The sequence below is a fragment of the Streptococcus oralis genome, assembly GCF_021497945.1.
Taxonomy (GTDB): domain Bacteria; phylum Bacillota; class Bacilli; order Lactobacillales; family Streptococcaceae; genus Streptococcus; species Streptococcus oralis_BR.
On record NZ_CP046524.1, the window covers coordinates 1017118 to 1034925 of the forward strand.

The following is a 17808-nucleotide window of genomic DNA, read 5'->3' on the forward strand; positions in this document are numbered from 1 at the left end:
TTTCTAACCTCGATATTCATGTGTCAGTTCTGCCAATTCTCTATCAGACAGACTACCATCAGTATAGAGTTTTGTCAGTAACTGATCATCAAATTCAAAAGAATAGTATTCTGTCACAAATTCTTGAAATCGTTCGAACGTATCAAAGAGGTAGGCCAATAACCAAGTTCCGCCATTATTATTCTCAATGTTATTTTGATGAATGGTACCATCATACCAGATACAAAATGTTGTTTCTTCTCTTTCTTTTAAAGTTAAAAGATTCAGCCATTTTTCATCAATACCTTCATAAATCCTGTCGATAATGTTCTGATTCCATTGGTCAGCTGCAAACTGATTGAGACTATTTTCATGATCAAATCCCTTTATCAAGACCACTTCTTCTGTAAAAATCACATCCAAAGAATCCCCAGCACCGTTATCAATGCTGTATCGGCTAGTGAAGTCCGTTACTTTCTTTCGTCGTATCAATCTCAAATAGTCTTTTGAAGGATCTGTTAAATAATCATCCAAAACATACAAGGCCTCAAGGCTTTTTTGCATATTGTCCCGGTCTAAGTGCTTCATATCTCACCTTTTCTACCCATCTTTTCCATTACTTGCTAAAATCGCAATTCTTATAGCGAGAAGAGACAAAGCCTGAAATCGAAATCTGAGGAATATTCCATTCATTAGCTAGGTAAATCCTGCACTCAATTTCATCTCCTTTAGGAGTCCTTGCAATAAATTCGTATCTTCCTAATTCTTCATTGTTTCTATTTCTTTCAATCCTTTCGAAATAGCTTTCTTTAAAAAACTTCTGAAACTCATCCCAAATCAGCTCAACCTCATTAAGTGATAATTCGACTTTTAGACCATATCCCAAACCAACCTTACATCTCATCTTTCGACCCGTTTCATCAGCTTTGCAAGTTTTTACGCTTCCTTTATTATGAACCCAATCGATACTATCCAATTGATTGATCTTACTAGCTAATAAGTCTTTGAATCCAGTCATTTGTCCTAGAAAATACTTAGATGCAATCTCAAAAATCTCCAAATTCTCCAATGCCATCATCCTCTCTTATAATTTGAATCTTTCTTGGCCAGCTTACACTAGTTTCCTAATCCGCATCTACCCAGAGATGATATTTTTTACAGTCAAGACATCTGAATAGATAGCCACAAACGGATCTATTACCATCCTCTATTAATATTGGATCTTGGAACCCTTTATATCTCGTTTTTCTTTTATTATACCACTTATAGGACAAAAGCCTGTAATTTCAGTGTACTACAGGCTAACTATGTTGAATAATCACATATTTAAAATATTTCAAGGGCAGATAGTGAGAATCTGTTTTTAAGTAGTTTTAGAGCTGTATTGTTTCTCAATTTGAGAGCTATAAATACTTATTCGATCAATAAGCTTTCCAATGCTTCTATATGGTTATCCCTTAAAACTTCTTTAGGAATCTAATAGCAGATTTTTGAGCCTTTGCTATTTTTTCAAGCTCCACATTTTCCACCGCAGAAGATGATATCCATCTCTTGCCAAATAATAGTTGAGCTGCTTCTATCATCAAACCACAAGCATAAGGATCTTTTTCTTCAGTAATGGCTTGAATAAAACTGGCCTTTGCTTTTTTGGATATAATTTCTGCTTTTACCCTATGAAAGGATAGTTGCATGAGACTCGTCGCAGACCATGCACGACAAAGGGCGTCTTCATCATCAAGCATTTGTCTCGTCAAAAGTTCAATTTCTTTTGCTGATCCTACCCAACCTAAAGCTATGACCACCTTTTGACGAAGAATAGTATTCTTTATATCTAAAAGTGAAATGAGAATAGGAATCAGTTGGTCACAAAGCGACCAATAAAAATCTCGATGCTTTGATTTAGAAAGGATTTCCGCTATAAGATACGCAGTCAATACACTTTGTTTTTCATCTTTAACTTCATCCAACTGTTCAAATAGAAACTCTAATCCATCTCTTCCATGTTTATCGAAGCTACCTTCTAAATGCAGGTTTCTACCTTCATTCCAATCTTTGCAAATCAGTTCATAATGATATGCGATTTCTTGGGAACTACCCAAATTAGCTACAAATTTGATTCTTTTACCAGAAGGAAAGCTTTCTTTTTCCAAGTCAAGATATGCTTTTTGTAAATCTTCTTTATCCATTTTTAACCTCAAGCTGCTTAATTCTTTGAGATACCTTTGCAAAGCTTTCTAAGAAATAGTAACCATGACATTCCCATTGAGCTCTAAAATCTTCTGGTAAAACTCTTTCATCGCTTGGAAATAATCGCAAATTTCTTCTTTAATCTCTTCCTCTTCGTCATCATAATCCCAAATATCGGGATAAAGATCTGCCTTTTTACAAGATTGCATACTAAAATGCGCCATGGCTTCTTCCATATCAAAGTTTTCTAAAGCCGAACAAATCTCTGATACTTTTGATTTTTCTGTATAGGCAATATATTCCGCAACATTTTCAAGTGGCGTCACACCCAAAACAGCCACGCTCAAAGTATTATTCCGACTAGGGTTTGAACTTCCAACCCCTGTAAGCACAAAATGAAGAACATCCCACATTTTATCTATATCAAGTAAAAGTTCTTCTTCCTCTTCTACTACCTCAAATTGATCATCTCCTTCACCATTAAAGGCCTTCAGTTGATGTAAGTACTGATCATTGATATATCTATAATTAGCAATCATTCCCATTTGTTTTTCCTCCAAAATTTCTATGTTGAATGACAATATTTATATTTTATAAAAGCTTATTATCGCTAAGGTCTGATTCTTATCTGATGAATAGTATTTTCAGATGTTTTCCTTATAAAGTGTTATAATGTAGGTGTATCCAAAATATGTTTTATAGCCTAAAAAGGAGAATGGAGATGGGCTTTTTTATATTTGCTTTGACTTTTTATTTTATTTTTTACCTGTTCTTAGTCTGTACGATTTATCTCTATTTTAAACTGGCGAGTGCCGTTAGAGCCGGCGAAGAAGTTCCTAAGTGGATGTATCAGTTTGGGCAAGGTTTTCAAGGACGTTACCATATTGAATATGAAGATATCACTAATAGGAACGCTCTCAAGGAAGTAAACCTATTTATTTTCTATTTTGTTCTGGCTAATATCCTCACTCTAGTGGCACTGTATGTTAAAATGGATAATTTTTCAGCAGCTCTTTATACTTGTTTAAAGGCTCAATTTGCCATTGTTGTAGCAAGTATGCTGTTTAGAAACCTTATCAACTTAATGTTATTTATAGTAAAGCGTCCAAGGAAAAACCATCACCGCTATTCATCATCCAATGCGGTTGTGGGTGCTGTCTTTTTGACCGCTTTCATCTTTACTTTTTGCATCTTCATTACTGGCTTTCCTGCTCAACCTATTGGAATTCAAATCGATAAGACCAATGTTGTGGTCGGAGAAACAAGAGCTTCAGAACTACTGGATCAGGGGTTCAGCTTTACCGGAAAAAATCCTGAGAGCGAGATTGTGAACAAACGCAATGACCACTTCTACTACGGAGAACTGCTCGAAATTGTTCGGGATGGTCAATCTTACGGTCTAATGAGCATTACACCAAAGTGGAAAGACTCTGATAAACTCGAGAACTGCGTCGTCACATACTATGAAATCTCAGCAGACAGCCCACAACTATCCAAAGTTAAAATCAACGGCCAAGACCTCTCCAAACTCACAATCACTGATTTTAAAACGAAAAACTTAACAGATATCTTTTCACTAAAACCTGCTGATGCTAAAGAAGTGAAGCATGATACCTACTTCAGTCTGAGGCTGCAAACTGCTGACTATGTACTATGGAACAGCTATCAATTTGTGGCGAATTTCAATAATGATCAGTCTCCCAATCGATACGGCGTAAGAGCTCAGAATACAATCTGGGAGTGAGAAAAATTCCTACTCCTGATAGGTTAATGTAACGCTGTCTATCTCTTTGAAATAGGTCTTCATCTTAAACAAAACTTTTATATTTTGATAAACTACTCCTTTGCTCTCCTCTTCGCTAGTGGAGGGCTTTTTTATTCCAAGCATATCATATAAATCAGCAGTTAATTCTTTTCTCTTATCAAATTCAAAATAGACATCCCCAATATAGATACTTGCCGGATCAGAGACTACAGTTTTCACCAACGTTCCCTCTAAAAGAGAACATTCCTTATCGCTTAGGTTTTTCACCTGAATTTTAAATTTTGTATAATAAGATAGACTTCCAACATTATAGACTCTAGATAATATATAGCTTTCACTGACTTCTCCAGGTTGTAAGTAAATCTTTTTGAGTTCCCCTATTGTGGTTGATTCTAATTCAACATCCTTATCTAAACAATCATCAAGCGTATCACTTCCCAGTACAAAGGAGGTCGTGTTTACTACAAATACAAATCCCTTTGAATTCTCAAGGTGTGTTCGTAGTTTGGGTTCCAATTCTTGACGAATTTCTTCAAAAGGTCTTATGTTTAATTTCCCATTTTCTGCATTGCAAACTTGTCGATAAATACTGGTATCGATTGACCCATCAAGATTCCTCCTTGAGCTCTTTAATCGAATACCACTGATATCCATTCGTACCCCGAAACAATCAGTTTCTACTAAAATAGGATACTTCAAGCTAGTATAGTTGATAAACTCCAACATCTTGGCATAGGATTCTTTTAGCTGATCTAAATTTGTTACTTCTGTAGAATAGACAAAATTTACGGGATGCAGATAGGAAAGGACATCATCACCTAGATTATGATTTTCCTTATATTCCGCAAGAGCTCTTGTGCAGAATGCTTCTTCAAAATCAGAATGAATAAAAGGTGATCCCATTGCTAGCCAATCATGGGACACACTACAAGTAAAGGGAATATTCGGATAATCCTTCAATGTCACAAACCAATAATAGGAATGCCTAGAATCTTCTTTCATCACATAAGTATTTTCTCCATAGGCGTTATTGAGATATCGAACCAGTCGCTCTTTGTCTTCTTTATGCGAGGTACAGGCACTTAGTAGAAAGGCGCCAACTATAATAATAAATAGACAGGAAATTTTTTTAAATAGTTTCATTTTTTCCTCTTCCTTGCTATCTAATCAATATTCTCTACGATAAAGGGACTTTTATAAGTTGAGTTCTTTGACTTGCTTCCTTCTAATGATAGTATGAGTGGATAATAAATTCTTCACTTCTTCAACACTAGCTTGACTATTTAAATTCGAGTAAGTTGAACTAGATTGAGTAAACTCAGATTTGACTGGACTCTTCTCTGAATCTTTCTGTGATTGAGTGCAACCTGCTAATGTTAGAACAAAAGCTACACATAATCCTAATTTTAATATTCTATGGTATTTTTTCATGCTTCTCCTCTTTCATTAACTGTAACTCACTGCACTCTAGCATCTGCAATCTCTGCGATATAAAATACTCTCATCAAATAAATTTGCTCAAATCCTCAAATGAATAATCTTTATAGATTTGATTTGGTTTAAGTACAGAATCAGTTGTAACAGGCAAATTTTCCAGTAACCTTTTCGTATTTACCCCTTGTGGTAAGGAAATCAACTCTCCAGCCATGTTTTCCTGTCTATGCGCAGTAAATAGAAACTCCCCTTTTTCCCAATCTATTGCAAAATCATTCATCACTTCAGATTTGGATATGTCTAACAATTCTTCCTGTTGTGCTATAAAGTTTTCATAGATAAATTCATAAAGTGCTTCTTTATCTATTTTTACAACTCTAAGTATGTTAGCGTCCATTGATTTTCATACTCCTTTTAAAGCGAGAGCAAATTATTGTCTTAACATGAACTGTCTTGATAACTAAAATTATAATAGCTCGACTTCAATACCAGCCGCATCGAAGATTTCTTTCACGCTATCAAAATTGCTGCTTAAAATAGTTGCTTCTTTTAAGTTTGGAAATTGTTGCAATTCGGATAAGCTGAGCTCATTCAAATCAAATGTTTCATCCTCTCCATCCCATTGTGGAATGATATTCATATAAATCTCATTTCCACCATCCATATAAATTTCTTTGACCTCTTCAGCATATTTCTTAGGAATAGATAATGCTTCAAAATACTCAAGAGCAGGCCTTATAACTTCCATGCTTTCAGTATCAATCTCTTCTTCACTGTATTGATCAGCAAAATCATAAATATCAAAGGATGGTTCAAGCACTTCTAAATCATACATTAAGACCTGAATGACGGCCAATTTAAAATTCAAATGATCAAAATGGAGGATTTGTTCAGAATCCACATTTGCTTCATCATTTTCTAAATCAAGTTTCCTTTCAGAAACAGCCTGATTTTCTTTAGCCTTGTCATGCGACTCCTGATTGAACCGCTTGTTTCTTTTTCGCTTAAAAAAATTAAACATGATTTCTCCTTACTAAGTTTCATCTAAATAAATTTTTACTTTGAGGTATTCCTTGTCTTTAGCATCGGCAAAGACCTCAGAGTTTCGAATATAGTCAAAGATATTCTCATCAGGATCTTCGTCCCATATAGACTCTCTAAACTCTGCATCTCACTAGTCGGCTTATAGAAAATATCTAAATGGACTTGATAAAATTCTTCATCGTCATTAGGAGCCTGTCGAACCAAAGAGATTTGGTCAGTGATCTTTTCTTTTAAAGATTGGACTAGATGGTTCATCGTTCTCTTTTTTCTAAGGGTTTACCTCTGGTATTTCCTTTATTATACTACATAAATAGAAAAAAGACTGGAACGAATGGTTGCCCATCATTACAGTCTTTTTGATTACATTTTTTATTGAATCACAAATCCTTTGGGCAATATCACCAGTTGCTGTTCCAATTCTTGGCAATGACTGGCTAGCGCTACAACATCACTATCTACAAGATAATTTTCAGTTGATTGGTTAAAAATAGCTTGGAGTTTTTGTCCATCATAATTCCATTCGAGAGCTAGCACGTCCGGCTTGATTTCTTTCAGGTTGTAGGTTCCATGTTGGATAATGCCTGAAACACTCTTGCGAAGCTGAATCAATTTCTTCATGAAATTAAGCATGTCATTGCTGTCGGAAACACGTTCCCAAGGCATAACGCGACGACAATCTGGGTCTGGCCCTCCGTCTAATTCTAGCTCGGTTCCATAGTAGAAACACGGTGTTCCCCTTTGTAAAAAGAGGCAGGCTAGGGCAGACTTAACAAGTTGGCTATCTCCCTTGGCAGTAGCCAAAATGCGCTCTGTATCGTGCGAATCCAAAAGATTAAACATAACCTCTGAAATCTGCTGTCTATAATACATGGACTGTCCATTGATCTCATCGATAAATTGACTGGTCTTCTTAACCCCACGCAAGAAATAATCCTTGATACTATCAGATAGAGGATAGTTCATAACTGCGTGAAACTCATCGCCATTTAGCCAAGGCTGAGATGTGTGCCAGACTTCTCCAAGAATATAAAGGTCGGGCTTCTTAGCTAAAACTGCCTTTCGAAAATCTCGCCAAAATTGGTGGTCTACTTCATTAGCCACATCCAAGCGCCAAGCATCGATATAAAACTCTTCAATCCAATAGGTTGCAACACTTAACAAATAGTCTCTTACTTGAGGATTTGCCGTATTGAGCTTGGGCATATAGCTCTCAAAGGCAAATGTATGGTAGGATAGTTCTCTTTTATTAACAATATTTTCTTTAACGACTGGAAAGTTTTGAATATGGAACCAGTCTTTATAAATAGAATCTTCACCGTGTTTGAGAACATCTTGCCATTGAGGAGATTGGTCTCCAATATGATTGAAAACAGCATCCAGCATGATCTTCATGCCACGCTCATGGGCTTGCTCCACTAATTGACGGAAAGTCTTTTTATCTCCAAAATGACGATCAATTTCAAAATAATCTGTCGTATTGTACTTGTGATTACTTGGAGACCCAAAGATAGGACAGAGATAAATCCCAGTAATTCCTAAGTCTTGTAAGTAATCCAGATGATCAATGATCCCTTGTAAATCCCCACCAAAGAAATCACTAGTCTTTGGTTTGATAGAGGAATCCCAAGCTAGAGCCTCTTCTGGAGAAATCTCAGGATTGCCATTAGCAAAGCGTTCAGGAAAAATCTGGTACCATACCGTTTCAGCTACCCAGTCAGGAACATGGCAAGCATCAATCTCATGGATATAAGGAATTTTAAAGCCGTTTCCTTCGTAATGAAGATTTTCTAGCGTGTTTTCAACACATCCCTTATCGCCAAACAAGGTACTCTGACCTTGCTTATCCTTGAGTTCAAAGAGATACTGGAGTCGTGCATGGCCAACTGTAACCTCCACTTGCCAGTAATCAAACAAAGCATCGGAGGTAACTTTGCTCATCTCCTTGATTACTTCATAACGATCCTCTATAAAGATAAAAGGATCTCCATAATGCAAGTTGATGCTTTCAATATCATCTTTCTTGGTCCGGATACGAATGTGCATTGTCATATCCTTATAGAGATAAGCATACTCCGACTCTGGTCTATGGTAAATGGCTGTTAATTCCATTGTATCTGTCTCCTGATTTACTTTCATTCATCTGTAGCGCAAACGTTTTCATAATTATGATTCTAGTATACTATTTTAAAATAATATTTGCAAGCTATTCTTCTTGGTTATTACCGAGATAGTATTCATATGTAAAGAAAAGGTTCTCATTTTTACGTGTCTTCCTACACACTCAACAGTTCATTGTATCGTGTCAACACTTTTTTGACCAACTATCGTATGCACAAAATGTAAACACCTTACGATTATATCATTGCCTACTATGCTGGAATATCAGGAATTTCAATTAATGCAAGGAAAGTGAATAGTAACGAAATTCCAACTATAATAAATGTAAAAATAATTAGAAGAATCTTAAAGAGTAGTTTTAATATCCTTAACCGTTTATTTGTGTTTGCCGATTTACAATTATTTTTATTTCTTGTTTTATTAATTTTGAAATTTATGACACGCATAATTATAGAGATTAATAAAGAAATATATGCAATACAGTTTGCTATAAGTCCATAATGTAAAAATCTTTCCAATTCTTCAAGCCTAGTTATTGGCATAATATGAATCAAATTCAAATTTTGCAAAATAACTAATAACATTAAAATTAAACTTAATACAAAAAAGATATTAGCAATAACATTGAACTTTTTCATGAAATCATTAATAATACCAGCTCGTCCATTCTTTCAAAACCTATGCCTAACGCAGTTCACCATAAAGCAGGAATACTCAGGATATAGTTTCAGCTCCATTGCTGGTCTTGAGGCATGCTCTTTTATCCGAGATAGCATTTCCTCAAATTTTACTTTGTTTTCTTTCCAGCTAGCGATAGTTCCCAGCTTTTCCTCTTCACTATCGTGGTTTTCATCAGCCATAGCTTCTTTGATAGCCTCATCCAAGTAGGTACGGTTCTTATCTTCAAGCTTGACAAAGCGTTCCATCTTGCCCTTTAGCCACAGAGCATAAAACAAATGCGCCCAATCAGCTGTATAACAGCTATCATCCACCTCTTCGTCGCAATAGCTTAGAAATATATCATATTCTTCGAGCGCATAGTAAGCGTCAAAGATTTGATACTCTGCAATATCATCCGTGCTCAAATAATTATTATCATCTTGCCCAGGTTTTACCTGCTCTAAATATGAAATTGCCTCTTCTTTGTTTCCAAGATGTACCTCGCAATAAGCGATGCACAGTTTGAGCCACATCCTATCCGAATAAAGGCTAAGCAAATCTAAGAATAGATTCTTCGCCTTTTCGTATTCCTTAAGCTCGTATAGAGAAACTGCATAGTTAAGAGAACACTCATAGCTTTCATCTATGTCTCTTGCCATCTTGAAATATTCATTGCTTATCGATATGTTTTTTTGGTTTCTATAAAACTCATATTCTGAAAAATAATAAAGTCCAAGAGCTGTATATGTCTCAGCAAATGGCGATTTCAACTCCTCAGCCTGAGTTAAATACTCTAGCGACTTTCTGGAATAGTCCTCAGCAAATGCAATATTTGTATAAATTCTTGCTTTGTCCTTGTCATCTAAAGCATTATCAAACTTATCCAGAAAATTCTCAAGAAACTCTACATATTCCGCTTCGCCCTCTCTTAGTTCCAGCATAACAGACGCAAGCGTGCACACCACGTCAACATTTGATGGGCATTCTTCCAGCTTTGATTGAAGATAGCTTTGCATTTGTTCAAGATATTTTTTTGATTGATTAAAATCGCCTAGAAATGTATCCCCATATCTATTTTCGTATTCTGTTTTTAGATTATACCAATATGCTTTTATTTCTTCTAGCATTTCATCACCTCATAAGTCCCTACCTGCAATTATTAGCATAAATAAAATCCCACAGATGCCCTCTATCATCAAACCTTTAGTTTCCTGAGACAGCATTACCACGCCATTCCTATACTTGCCTATCAACAGAAACAAGTGGAGCAACTTTTGAAAGTTTTTCTATCTCTAATTTATATATGTTTCCTCTTAATTTTGCCATTATTTGGCACAATCCATCATGCTCTCTATCATAACTAAAAGGAGTTTTTCCTGATTTACATCAAAATTATCAGCAGTAATCCTTTTATTAAAGTAAGCTACCGACTTATCGTGATTGAGATATTTATTGAGACTAAGGTACTGCTCAATCTCATCAAGTATAAAAGCACTTTCTTTTAAGGTAGGATCACTGAAGCCATTTGCGTAGTGAATGCTTTTCATAATTCGTTTTAGCCTTGTGTTTGGATATTCTACTTTGAGTGCATCCCTCAGTGAAATTACAAGGCTGTCAAAGCTTTGACCATTAACATCATCTACTATCGTATGATGAATAAAATTTTCTGAATGTAAGTGCTCAATGAGCTCAATCAAGCTTCGCTTTAAATCAATTACATTATTGTCATTCATTAAAATCTGCTCCGTTCGTTTTCTTGCCTAATCTCACTCTATTTGAAATGTGATTTCGGATTTTGGACTTTTTAAATTTGGAAATCCATATTCTTCTATGCTATTTAGTGCTTTTTGAAGTTGCTCAATTATATTTTTCTTGTTAATTGGTAAGTTGCATATGATATAGATAATCCCATCCTGTTTTGCTGGACAGATAACCCCAGATTTATCTTCGTTATTTATCATGCGCAGCAGGTAAACATCGTATTTTGTTTCGACATAAAAATCAATTTCTTCATTATCGTAAAGCTCATTCGGAATCATGTGAACCGGAGCAACGATACAGTCTTTGATTTGAAAACTGTTATTTCCAAAATGCACCTTACAATTGCGTTTTCGCTTCTTTCTCTCTATCCATTCAATCATCATTATTACTCCACTACTTACAGTTCTGTTTTAAGAGCATCCATGTTAGACAAATCTTATTTACCGCTGTCAGAAACTACGAACCTAACTTTTTCAATTACTGCTGCAGTAGTTTTCATCTGAAAAATAGTTTTGAGCTAATACGATAAAGCTATGCCATATCCACTGACATCTTTTAGCGATAACTGTTGGCAAGGTTTTATATGAAATCGACGCTGTATCTTATAAATATCCATAGCCACAACATTTTTTTAATCGCGTATTCCTGCAATATTTAAGAGAGCTTTAAACCATATTCAGAAATAAACTTTTCTTTTTCTGAGTTTATTGCTTTCTTTTGTTGCAAATACATTTTTAGCTCCATTTCTTCCTTATGTCTTTGCTCTGTTAAGTTTTTTTCTCTCTTTTCTATTTCAAGATAAGATACAAGAGTGAAAAACGATACATCGGGATTCATCTTTTTGAGCCGAAAATACTCCACTACGTCATACTGCAAATCAAACATTTTGATTTTAGGTGTAACTTTGATAAAATACCTGTTTAATTCAATTTTCCCAAATTCCTTCTCGAGCATTTCCCATTGTTCATGTGATAAAACACAAAATCTGTGAGTATCATCTTCCATGCTCGCGGAGAACAATCGAATCGAAAAGTCATCTTTGATGGTTTCGTTTATCGCTTTTATCGTTGTATCCCTATCTTTCTTTTCATGATATGGGATCTTCACACTTTTATCTTTATAGTTTAAAATGATATCATCACCATATGGCTCTTCATTATTCTCCGTCTGAACAGAAATGTTATTGCCTATCGCATGATTAAAATATTTTACAACCTCTTCATCATACTCGCGCCAATCAATCTCAATAAGTGCATTGCTTTCCCAAAGCTGATCTGTGCTTTGCGGATTTGCTAAAAAAAATTTAATTGCTTCATAACTCTTATTCATAATAACCTCATAAATTATATTAGAAGATCCCGATGATTTTAACAAGTTGTATAAAATAATATATAACTATTAGACAACCTGCGATAAAAGCTAACCCAACTATTCCAATGATCACCTTTGCCCATAAGTGTCTTCGTGCATGTTCTATAACAAAAGCATCTATTGAGGCAATAGAAAGGATATAGGCTGCAAATATTGATATGAACCAAACGAATTTAACCGCAGTAATCCATGGACTTTCATAGCCTGCTCCAACAGGACAGCTTTGTAAAAAGAAATATGTCACTATTGCAATCAGATACAAGAATATAGTGCTAATATATAAATATTTAAGCCTACTGTGCCTGTGGAAATAGATCATCACCCCTAGTAAAATAATCATAGCCATTGGGAGGTACAAGCGGCCTATAATATAATTGTCTCTTACCATATTTACCACCTTAATTTTTCAAAATGCATTTCTTCCATAAAGAAACTAACTTTACTGGTAGTTTTGGTTTTCTTTATCCTTTAGCGAATCCCCAATCAGTTTTTTTAGATAAATTTTATCCACACGAATCCAATTAATTTCTACATTTTTATTTTTGTATTTATAACATCTAAAAATCAATTCATTCTCAGTCTGATAGAGTGTGTCCATCCCACAATCATCTCCATGGGTGGTATCTATGTCATCTTCAATCATTAATTGGTCAACTAATTCTAGTGTATCTAAATTAAATACATACCATCGTTCTTCCGTTGTACAAAAAATACCAAATGAATCACTAATTCTCCATACATTTGATAAGGTATCATTTTCAAATACAGAGTAACTTTGGCTAATCTTTATCTGAAAATCCTGATTGGAAATTTTGCAAAACTCATCTGTAAGAAAATTCACCATCAAAGAATCTTCCTCATCAATACTGAAAGTATATGTCAGATTCTTAGGAAATTTATGTGTTATTCTTAGCTTATCTTTAAGAAATTCTAGGCAATAATCTTGAGAACCGTCCTGTCCCGCCGTCAATGATACAATTATTCTATGTTCATCAGTCAAGCTCACAAAAGTTACCTCCGAATCAAGAAAGTCATCTTCTAGGTCTATATGGGTAGTCAGATTCTCATTATTGTCCATAACCACAATCCGAATCACTTTCTCACTTTTTCGATAAGCAAACCAAATTAAACTTTTTGCATGCGATTCGTGCCATCCAAGTAAAGTACCTTTTTCGGCTATTTTACACCCGATTTCCATACTATCTTGCTTATTTTTTTCTATCAAAACATTTTCTTTACTTTTTCTATAATGACGAAGATAAATCATTTGTAATCACCTCCATAAGGTATGTGAAACTCTTTTATAGGAAAACTAAACATTCAGATGATTTTTCAGCCAATCAATCTTCTTAAAATCTTTATTGTTATTCTGATCGTTTCGATAGGAATCTTTTGATGAGGCTTGATAAATGCTGAGATATTGTTCTAGGTTTGGAACACGAAAAGTTATGTCACCAAGCTGAATAAGCTCTAGGTCTGATTCGGAAATTCCTGCAAAATCAGATAAGGAATCGATTGTTCCGTATTCCACACTCACTCCATCTTTTTGGAATTCGTGCTCATGAATATCTATCAAGCTATATCCCAAGTCTTTCATCACTTGCATGATTTTCTCCCAATCATAAATCCTAAGACCATCTGGAGCTTCCCAGCCCCTGGGATCGCCAGGAACATGAATATCAATGTCAGACGGATCCCATTCTTCATTTGATCGGTATTCAAACCCCAAAGACCCCATGAGCGTCGGTGTGATTCCGATTTGGTTTAAATGGAAACAAATGGTTTTAAATTCTTCAAATAAGAGACTCATGTTTACTCTAAACCTCAAATGCTAATTTCATCTAAATGTTCGTTATTTCTACTTTATTATATTAAAAATCTTCAATAATCTCAATTCGAAAAACAAGTCATAGAATCTAAGTAAAAAGATGAATCGCTTGCCTTGATAGTTAAAAATCAGCAAATCTTTTATATTTGCTGATTCAACATTATTTTTTGCAATTATAGAACCAGAGAATTGTGGCTTTTATTCTAAGGCCTTGTTTTAGGCTTCTTCTGCTTATGAAACGATTGGCTATCTAGATTATATCGTCGGCAGCTACTACACTGCACATACAACGGCTTCAAAGGATATAAAATCTGTAATTCTTTCCTTTCGAATATAAATTGATTCATTTTTTGTCACATTTTTTCTAAACTGAGTGACTACCTGTTAAATTACAGAAAATTGTTGTTTGATTTCAGACAGTTCTTGTAACTTTCTTTCCAAAAACACTGGATTCATTCCATTTTGAACTGCAATTTCATAATACTTATCAAACTCAGGATGATTATTTTCTTTTACAACTGCTAAAAGTTCTGCAAAATATCCCCAAACATTATTATAGCTCCTTGTTGAAGTATAATCTTCTCTTTTCGGCATCCACTGCAGTTTTACAAAATATTTGTAAAGTATCTTGCTCCATGTTTCTATATCATCGTCATAGCAAAAAAACTTATTTTCAAACAAACTGCCGAAACGCTTATCCCAAAATTTTACATTATCAGGTAAATACCATGTATTACGGGTGTCACGACATATCAATTCTATTGCTATTCTTTCAAGTATTACAGCCGGGTCTCCTCCTACACAGTCATAACTTCCACCAACCATGCTTTGTGCGGCTTCTTCTTTTAATTCTTCATAAGCTGTGCTGCTATCAAGCAAGACCAAAGCAATTTTGGCACGGTGACCGAATGCTTTTCCTGCACTCAATATTCGATACTTCTCAATTTGGTTCATAGTTCCTCCAGCAATTATTTTTCCTTATGTTGATTCATCTTTTTATAACAATTCCTTATACAGATATCACAATCCTCTCTAAGATTGATTTCTCTTAGTTACTTTTGTTGAATAAAATTATTTTCTTGATTGATAGAATTCCTTATACTTTGGATCGTCAGACTGAAAATATCGGTTGCCTACACCTTTTTGTTTGAGCAGATTCTTCCATAGTTCAAATGCTTCGTCTAAGTTTCCAAGTTCAAATTCATACTTTGCCTTCATGTGTTCAACCTCAGAATCAAACAAGTGCAGCTCATCATTGTTTTCGATCATTCTGTCCAACCAAGATTTTGCTATCACCATATCTCTATTTCCGATCGCATGCTTGAAAAAGCTTTTCGCATAGTTGTATCCCTGATTCCATTTTGCTCCCGACTCTGGAAAAGAGTTCCAACCTTGTTCTGCAAGAACGAATCCCTCCTCGATCTTGTTTTCGCCTATCTTGGTTACAGCTTCCCTACCATAAGCAATAACCTCTGCATATCTTTCATCATCCAACAACATCCTCATTCCTCCTCAAATTTTTATTGTTATGTTATCTTTTCAGTTACATGATTGCATTCGTTTTTATCTCAGCAAATACGAATCTAAAAGCAAACGGATTATCGCGAAGTAAAAACATCGTAAATCTTACTATTGTCATCCTATTTTGCACAGTGCAACTTCTTTTAACCCTCTGTTATAAAGCGAAGTAATGCAACTATCTCCACTGATATTTTGCACCTTATGCTTGCTCATTCCTCTCGGAAGACCGATATCAAAATATTTTCTTACAGTAAGTGAAAAAAGTTTTTGCTTTCCCTTCCACTCATCTGTCTTAAAAAGAGGTGTCATTACTACGTAGTCGGAATCGGTGAACACTCCGTTCACACCGCCTTTTTTACTGGATTGTTTCAAATTGTCCGATTCTAAAAACTTTTCAACTACTGTTCCGTCTGCAGAGATTTTGGCAAGTGCATAGTAATCCATGCCCCATTTATTTACCGATGTTGTACTTTCTCCCGAAAGAAAAGCATAGATTTCTCGGTTAGCTATTTTCAGACTGTCTATTTTTGGTGTCTCATCTCTTCTGTCATCACGATGTGTGAATGCCTTTTTATCAATATTTGAAAAAGATTTCCATTCGGCATATTTTTTAGTAATATCAAATTCCAAAAGAGCAAAACATCTTGCATCTCCGTAATACACGTTATTTTCAAAGCAAACCGGAATCAGCGAACTGTCCGATGTAACCTGAAAATATCTCTGTTGAGCTTTTTTAGGCACTATATTTTGTAAAACTGAATCACCGTTCTTTATGGATAATCGTTCAGGTGAGGAAAAATCACCAGTATAATATTCGCATTGTTGTCCTTTTTTTATGATTCCAAAACCGTCTTCAAAACGGAAAAGTACAGGGTAATTTCTTCTATCTTCAGAACAATTACAAATCTTTATTTTTTTGATATCTGAAGAAGACAATACAAGAACACAATATTTATCACTATCATCTGTTTCACTTGTCAGAATCAACACCCTACCGTCAGAAAGTAGAGCTGAACTATGCACAAAGCTATACTGCTCAGGCAGTTCCCATTTTTGTAAAAGACTTAATTTTAATTTCTCCATCACTCCTCCTACGAACCACTTGACTCTTCTGCAAATTTTTTCACTATCATTGCTTAGACGAATTTCAGGTAAGGCGCTTTGTAGAATTCCGTTTCCAACCTGTAATGTTTTCGAATATTTATAAAGCAGCTTGCCTTTTGGAAAATATTTTTTCTATCACCTTTCTTGATAATAATCTTCTCTCATTTTTGGTATGATTCGAAATATTCTTCCAACTGATGATATATCTGCATATCTTCATCTGAGCTGTCACATAAAACCGCGAACTCCTTCCGCTTCTCCGCATTGATAAAAACAAAATTATGTTCACCAAAATAAAGCTGATACCCTATATCTACTAATGACCAAAGTTCTCCCTTTTTAAAACTAAAAATATCTTTTTTAACAAGATAAGTTTTCCCTACTTCCATCTTCATAATAGCCCTTATCCTTAAAATACTAAACCATCTTTTACACATTTAAAATAAATGACTTCAATGCTCCTCTAACATTAGCCTATCTAAGCGTTAAATTATCCATCATATTTTCTTATAATTATATCATTTTTAGAACATTTTATCAGCTGTACTTAAGATTAGTTTTATTCTGTATCTTTATATTTATCTGAAAGATATTCTTCACTTTACCTTACTTCTATTTTCATAAAGAAAAAACAGCAAACTTATTTTTATTTGCTGTTTCTGGAATTATCAGTATTATTCTTGTTCATATACCAACTTGGGATTATTCGGTTCATATAATGATACCATTCTAAAATTTCCTTAGCTTGATTTTGCATTACTGCTACTTTCTCTTCTCCATAAGGAACAGCCCATGGAAGGGCTCCAACTAGGTTGCTTAGAATGTAAATTGCAAGAAGTTTCTAAAATAAATCCGGAACCTCGTCATCAAAATATCCATCTATCATACCAGATGCAAAAGAGGGAGATACTTGAGGTCTATCTTTTAAAAATTTACGAACTCCAAGAGAAGCAACTTTTTCCATAAAATCAAATTCAATTTTCTTAGAATCTAGCTCCTCTTTATCAGAAACACACATACCATAAACTTCCTTCTT

At 34.8% G+C, this 17808-nt stretch carries 21 protein-coding genes and 2 pseudogenes; 1 reads left to right on the plus strand and 22 read right to left on the minus strand.

Going from position 1 to position 17808, the window contains the following annotated elements:
- Window positions 1-3 precede the first annotated feature (3 nt).
- The 4 genes from GOM47_RS05170 to GOM47_RS05185 all read right to left on the minus strand — a co-directional run bounded on the left by GOM47_RS05170 (window position 4) and on the right by GOM47_RS05185 (window position 2711).
- On the minus strand, window positions 4-567 hold the full coding sequence (locus GOM47_RS05170; RefSeq protein ID WP_235080040.1) for a hypothetical protein: 564 nt from the start codon (window positions 565-567) through the stop codon (window positions 4-6).
- Window positions 568-595: 28 nt separating this feature from the next.
- On the minus strand, window positions 596-1054 hold the full coding sequence (locus GOM47_RS05175) for a hypothetical protein (RefSeq protein WP_414930261.1): 459 nt from the start codon (window positions 1052-1054) through the stop codon (window positions 596-598).
- A gap of 382 nt (window positions 1055-1436) precedes the next feature.
- Window positions 1437-2165: a HEAT repeat domain-containing protein gene (locus GOM47_RS05180; protein ID WP_235080041.1), complete on the minus strand. Its 729-nt coding sequence runs from the start codon at window positions 2163-2165 to the stop codon at window positions 1437-1439.
- A 48-nt stretch (window positions 2166-2213) separates the two neighbouring features.
- Window positions 2214-2711, minus strand: coding sequence for a YfbM family protein (locus GOM47_RS05185; RefSeq protein ID WP_235080043.1), 498 nt, complete (start codon window positions 2709-2711; stop codon window positions 2214-2216).
- 176 nt (window positions 2712-2887) lie between these two features.
- Between GOM47_RS05185 and GOM47_RS05190 the strand changes: the two genes are divergently transcribed.
- Window positions 2888-3910: a hypothetical protein gene (locus tag GOM47_RS05190; protein WP_235080045.1), complete on the plus strand. Its 1023-nt coding sequence runs from the start codon at window positions 2888-2890 to the stop codon at window positions 3908-3910.
- A gap of 9 nt (window positions 3911-3919) precedes the next feature.
- On the opposite strand, the gene GOM47_RS05195 is transcribed toward GOM47_RS05190, so the two are convergent.
- From GOM47_RS05195 to GOM47_RS05280, 18 genes and pseudogenes are all read right to left on the minus strand, one after another.
- On the minus strand, window positions 3920-5074 hold the full coding sequence (locus tag GOM47_RS05195) for a hypothetical protein (protein WP_235080047.1): 1155 nt from the start codon (window positions 5072-5074) through the stop codon (window positions 3920-3922).
- Between the two features lie 51 nt (window positions 5075-5125).
- Window positions 5126-5362: a hypothetical protein gene (locus tag GOM47_RS05200; protein ID WP_235080048.1), complete on the minus strand. Its 237-nt coding sequence runs from the start codon at window positions 5360-5362 to the stop codon at window positions 5126-5128.
- 73 nt (window positions 5363-5435) lie between these two features.
- Window positions 5436-5762 carry a hypothetical protein gene (locus GOM47_RS05205; RefSeq protein ID WP_235080050.1) on the minus strand — a complete coding sequence of 109 codons (327 nt, stop codon included), beginning with the start codon at window positions 5760-5762 and terminating at the stop codon, window positions 5436-5438.
- 69 nt (window positions 5763-5831) lie between these two features.
- Window positions 5832-6386, minus strand: a complete 555-nt coding sequence (locus GOM47_RS05210) for a DUF6892 domain-containing protein (protein ID WP_235080052.1) — start codon at window positions 6384-6386, stop codon at window positions 5832-5834.
- A 12-nt stretch (window positions 6387-6398) separates the two neighbouring features.
- Window positions 6399-6625, minus strand: a pseudogene (locus GOM47_RS05215) (hypothetical protein); the annotation flags it as partial.
- A gap of 153 nt (window positions 6626-6778) precedes the next feature.
- On the minus strand, window positions 6779-8518 hold the full coding sequence (locus GOM47_RS05220; protein ID WP_235080054.1) for a glycoside hydrolase family 13 protein: 1740 nt from the start codon (window positions 8516-8518) through the stop codon (window positions 6779-6781).
- A 680-nt stretch (window positions 8519-9198) separates the two neighbouring features.
- Window positions 9199-10314, minus strand: a complete 1116-nt coding sequence (locus GOM47_RS05225) for a tetratricopeptide repeat protein (protein ID WP_235080055.1) — start codon at window positions 10312-10314, stop codon at window positions 9199-9201.
- A gap of 198 nt (window positions 10315-10512) precedes the next feature.
- Window positions 10513-10920, minus strand: coding sequence for a hypothetical protein (locus tag GOM47_RS05230; RefSeq protein WP_235080056.1), 408 nt, complete (start codon window positions 10918-10920; stop codon window positions 10513-10515).
- Between the two features lie 33 nt (window positions 10921-10953).
- Window positions 10954-11331 carry a hypothetical protein gene (locus GOM47_RS05235; protein WP_235080057.1) on the minus strand — a complete coding sequence of 126 codons (378 nt, stop codon included), beginning with the start codon at window positions 11329-11331 and terminating at the stop codon, window positions 10954-10956.
- Window positions 11332-11602: 271 nt separating this feature from the next.
- Entirely contained in the window at window positions 11603-12277 is a 675-nt protein-coding gene (locus GOM47_RS05240) for a hypothetical protein (RefSeq protein ID WP_235080058.1), read from the minus strand.
- Window positions 12278-12296: 19 nt separating this feature from the next.
- On the minus strand, window positions 12297-12707 hold the full coding sequence (locus GOM47_RS05245) for a hypothetical protein (RefSeq protein ID WP_235080059.1): 411 nt from the start codon (window positions 12705-12707) through the stop codon (window positions 12297-12299).
- Between the two features lie 51 nt (window positions 12708-12758).
- Window positions 12759-13586 carry a hypothetical protein gene (locus tag GOM47_RS05250; RefSeq protein ID WP_235080060.1) on the minus strand — a complete coding sequence of 276 codons (828 nt, stop codon included), beginning with the start codon at window positions 13584-13586 and terminating at the stop codon, window positions 12759-12761.
- Between the two features lie 45 nt (window positions 13587-13631).
- The gene (locus GOM47_RS05255; RefSeq protein ID WP_235080061.1) at window positions 13632-14129 is read right to left on the minus strand and encodes a phosphoribosylanthranilate isomerase; all 498 of its coding nucleotides are present in this window, start codon (window positions 14127-14129) and stop codon (window positions 13632-13634) included.
- 402 nt (window positions 14130-14531) lie between these two features.
- On the minus strand, window positions 14532-15101 hold the full coding sequence (locus GOM47_RS05260; RefSeq protein ID WP_235080062.1) for a hypothetical protein: 570 nt from the start codon (window positions 15099-15101) through the stop codon (window positions 14532-14534).
- 117 nt (window positions 15102-15218) lie between these two features.
- Entirely contained in the window at window positions 15219-15647 is a 429-nt protein-coding gene (locus GOM47_RS05265) for a hypothetical protein (protein ID WP_235080063.1), read from the minus strand.
- Window positions 15648-15782: 135 nt separating this feature from the next.
- Window positions 15783-16751, minus strand: a complete 969-nt coding sequence (locus GOM47_RS05270) for a hypothetical protein (protein WP_235080064.1) — start codon at window positions 16749-16751, stop codon at window positions 15783-15785.
- A gap of 182 nt (window positions 16752-16933) precedes the next feature.
- The gene (locus GOM47_RS05275) at window positions 16934-17167 is read right to left on the minus strand and encodes a phosphohydrolase (RefSeq protein WP_235080065.1); all 234 of its coding nucleotides are present in this window, start codon (window positions 17165-17167) and stop codon (window positions 16934-16936) included.
- Between the two features lie 251 nt (window positions 17168-17418).
- A pseudogene (locus GOM47_RS05280) lies at window positions 17419-17685 on the minus strand (phosphotransferase family protein); the annotation flags it as partial.
- Between the last annotated feature and the right edge of the window lie 123 nt (window positions 17686-17808).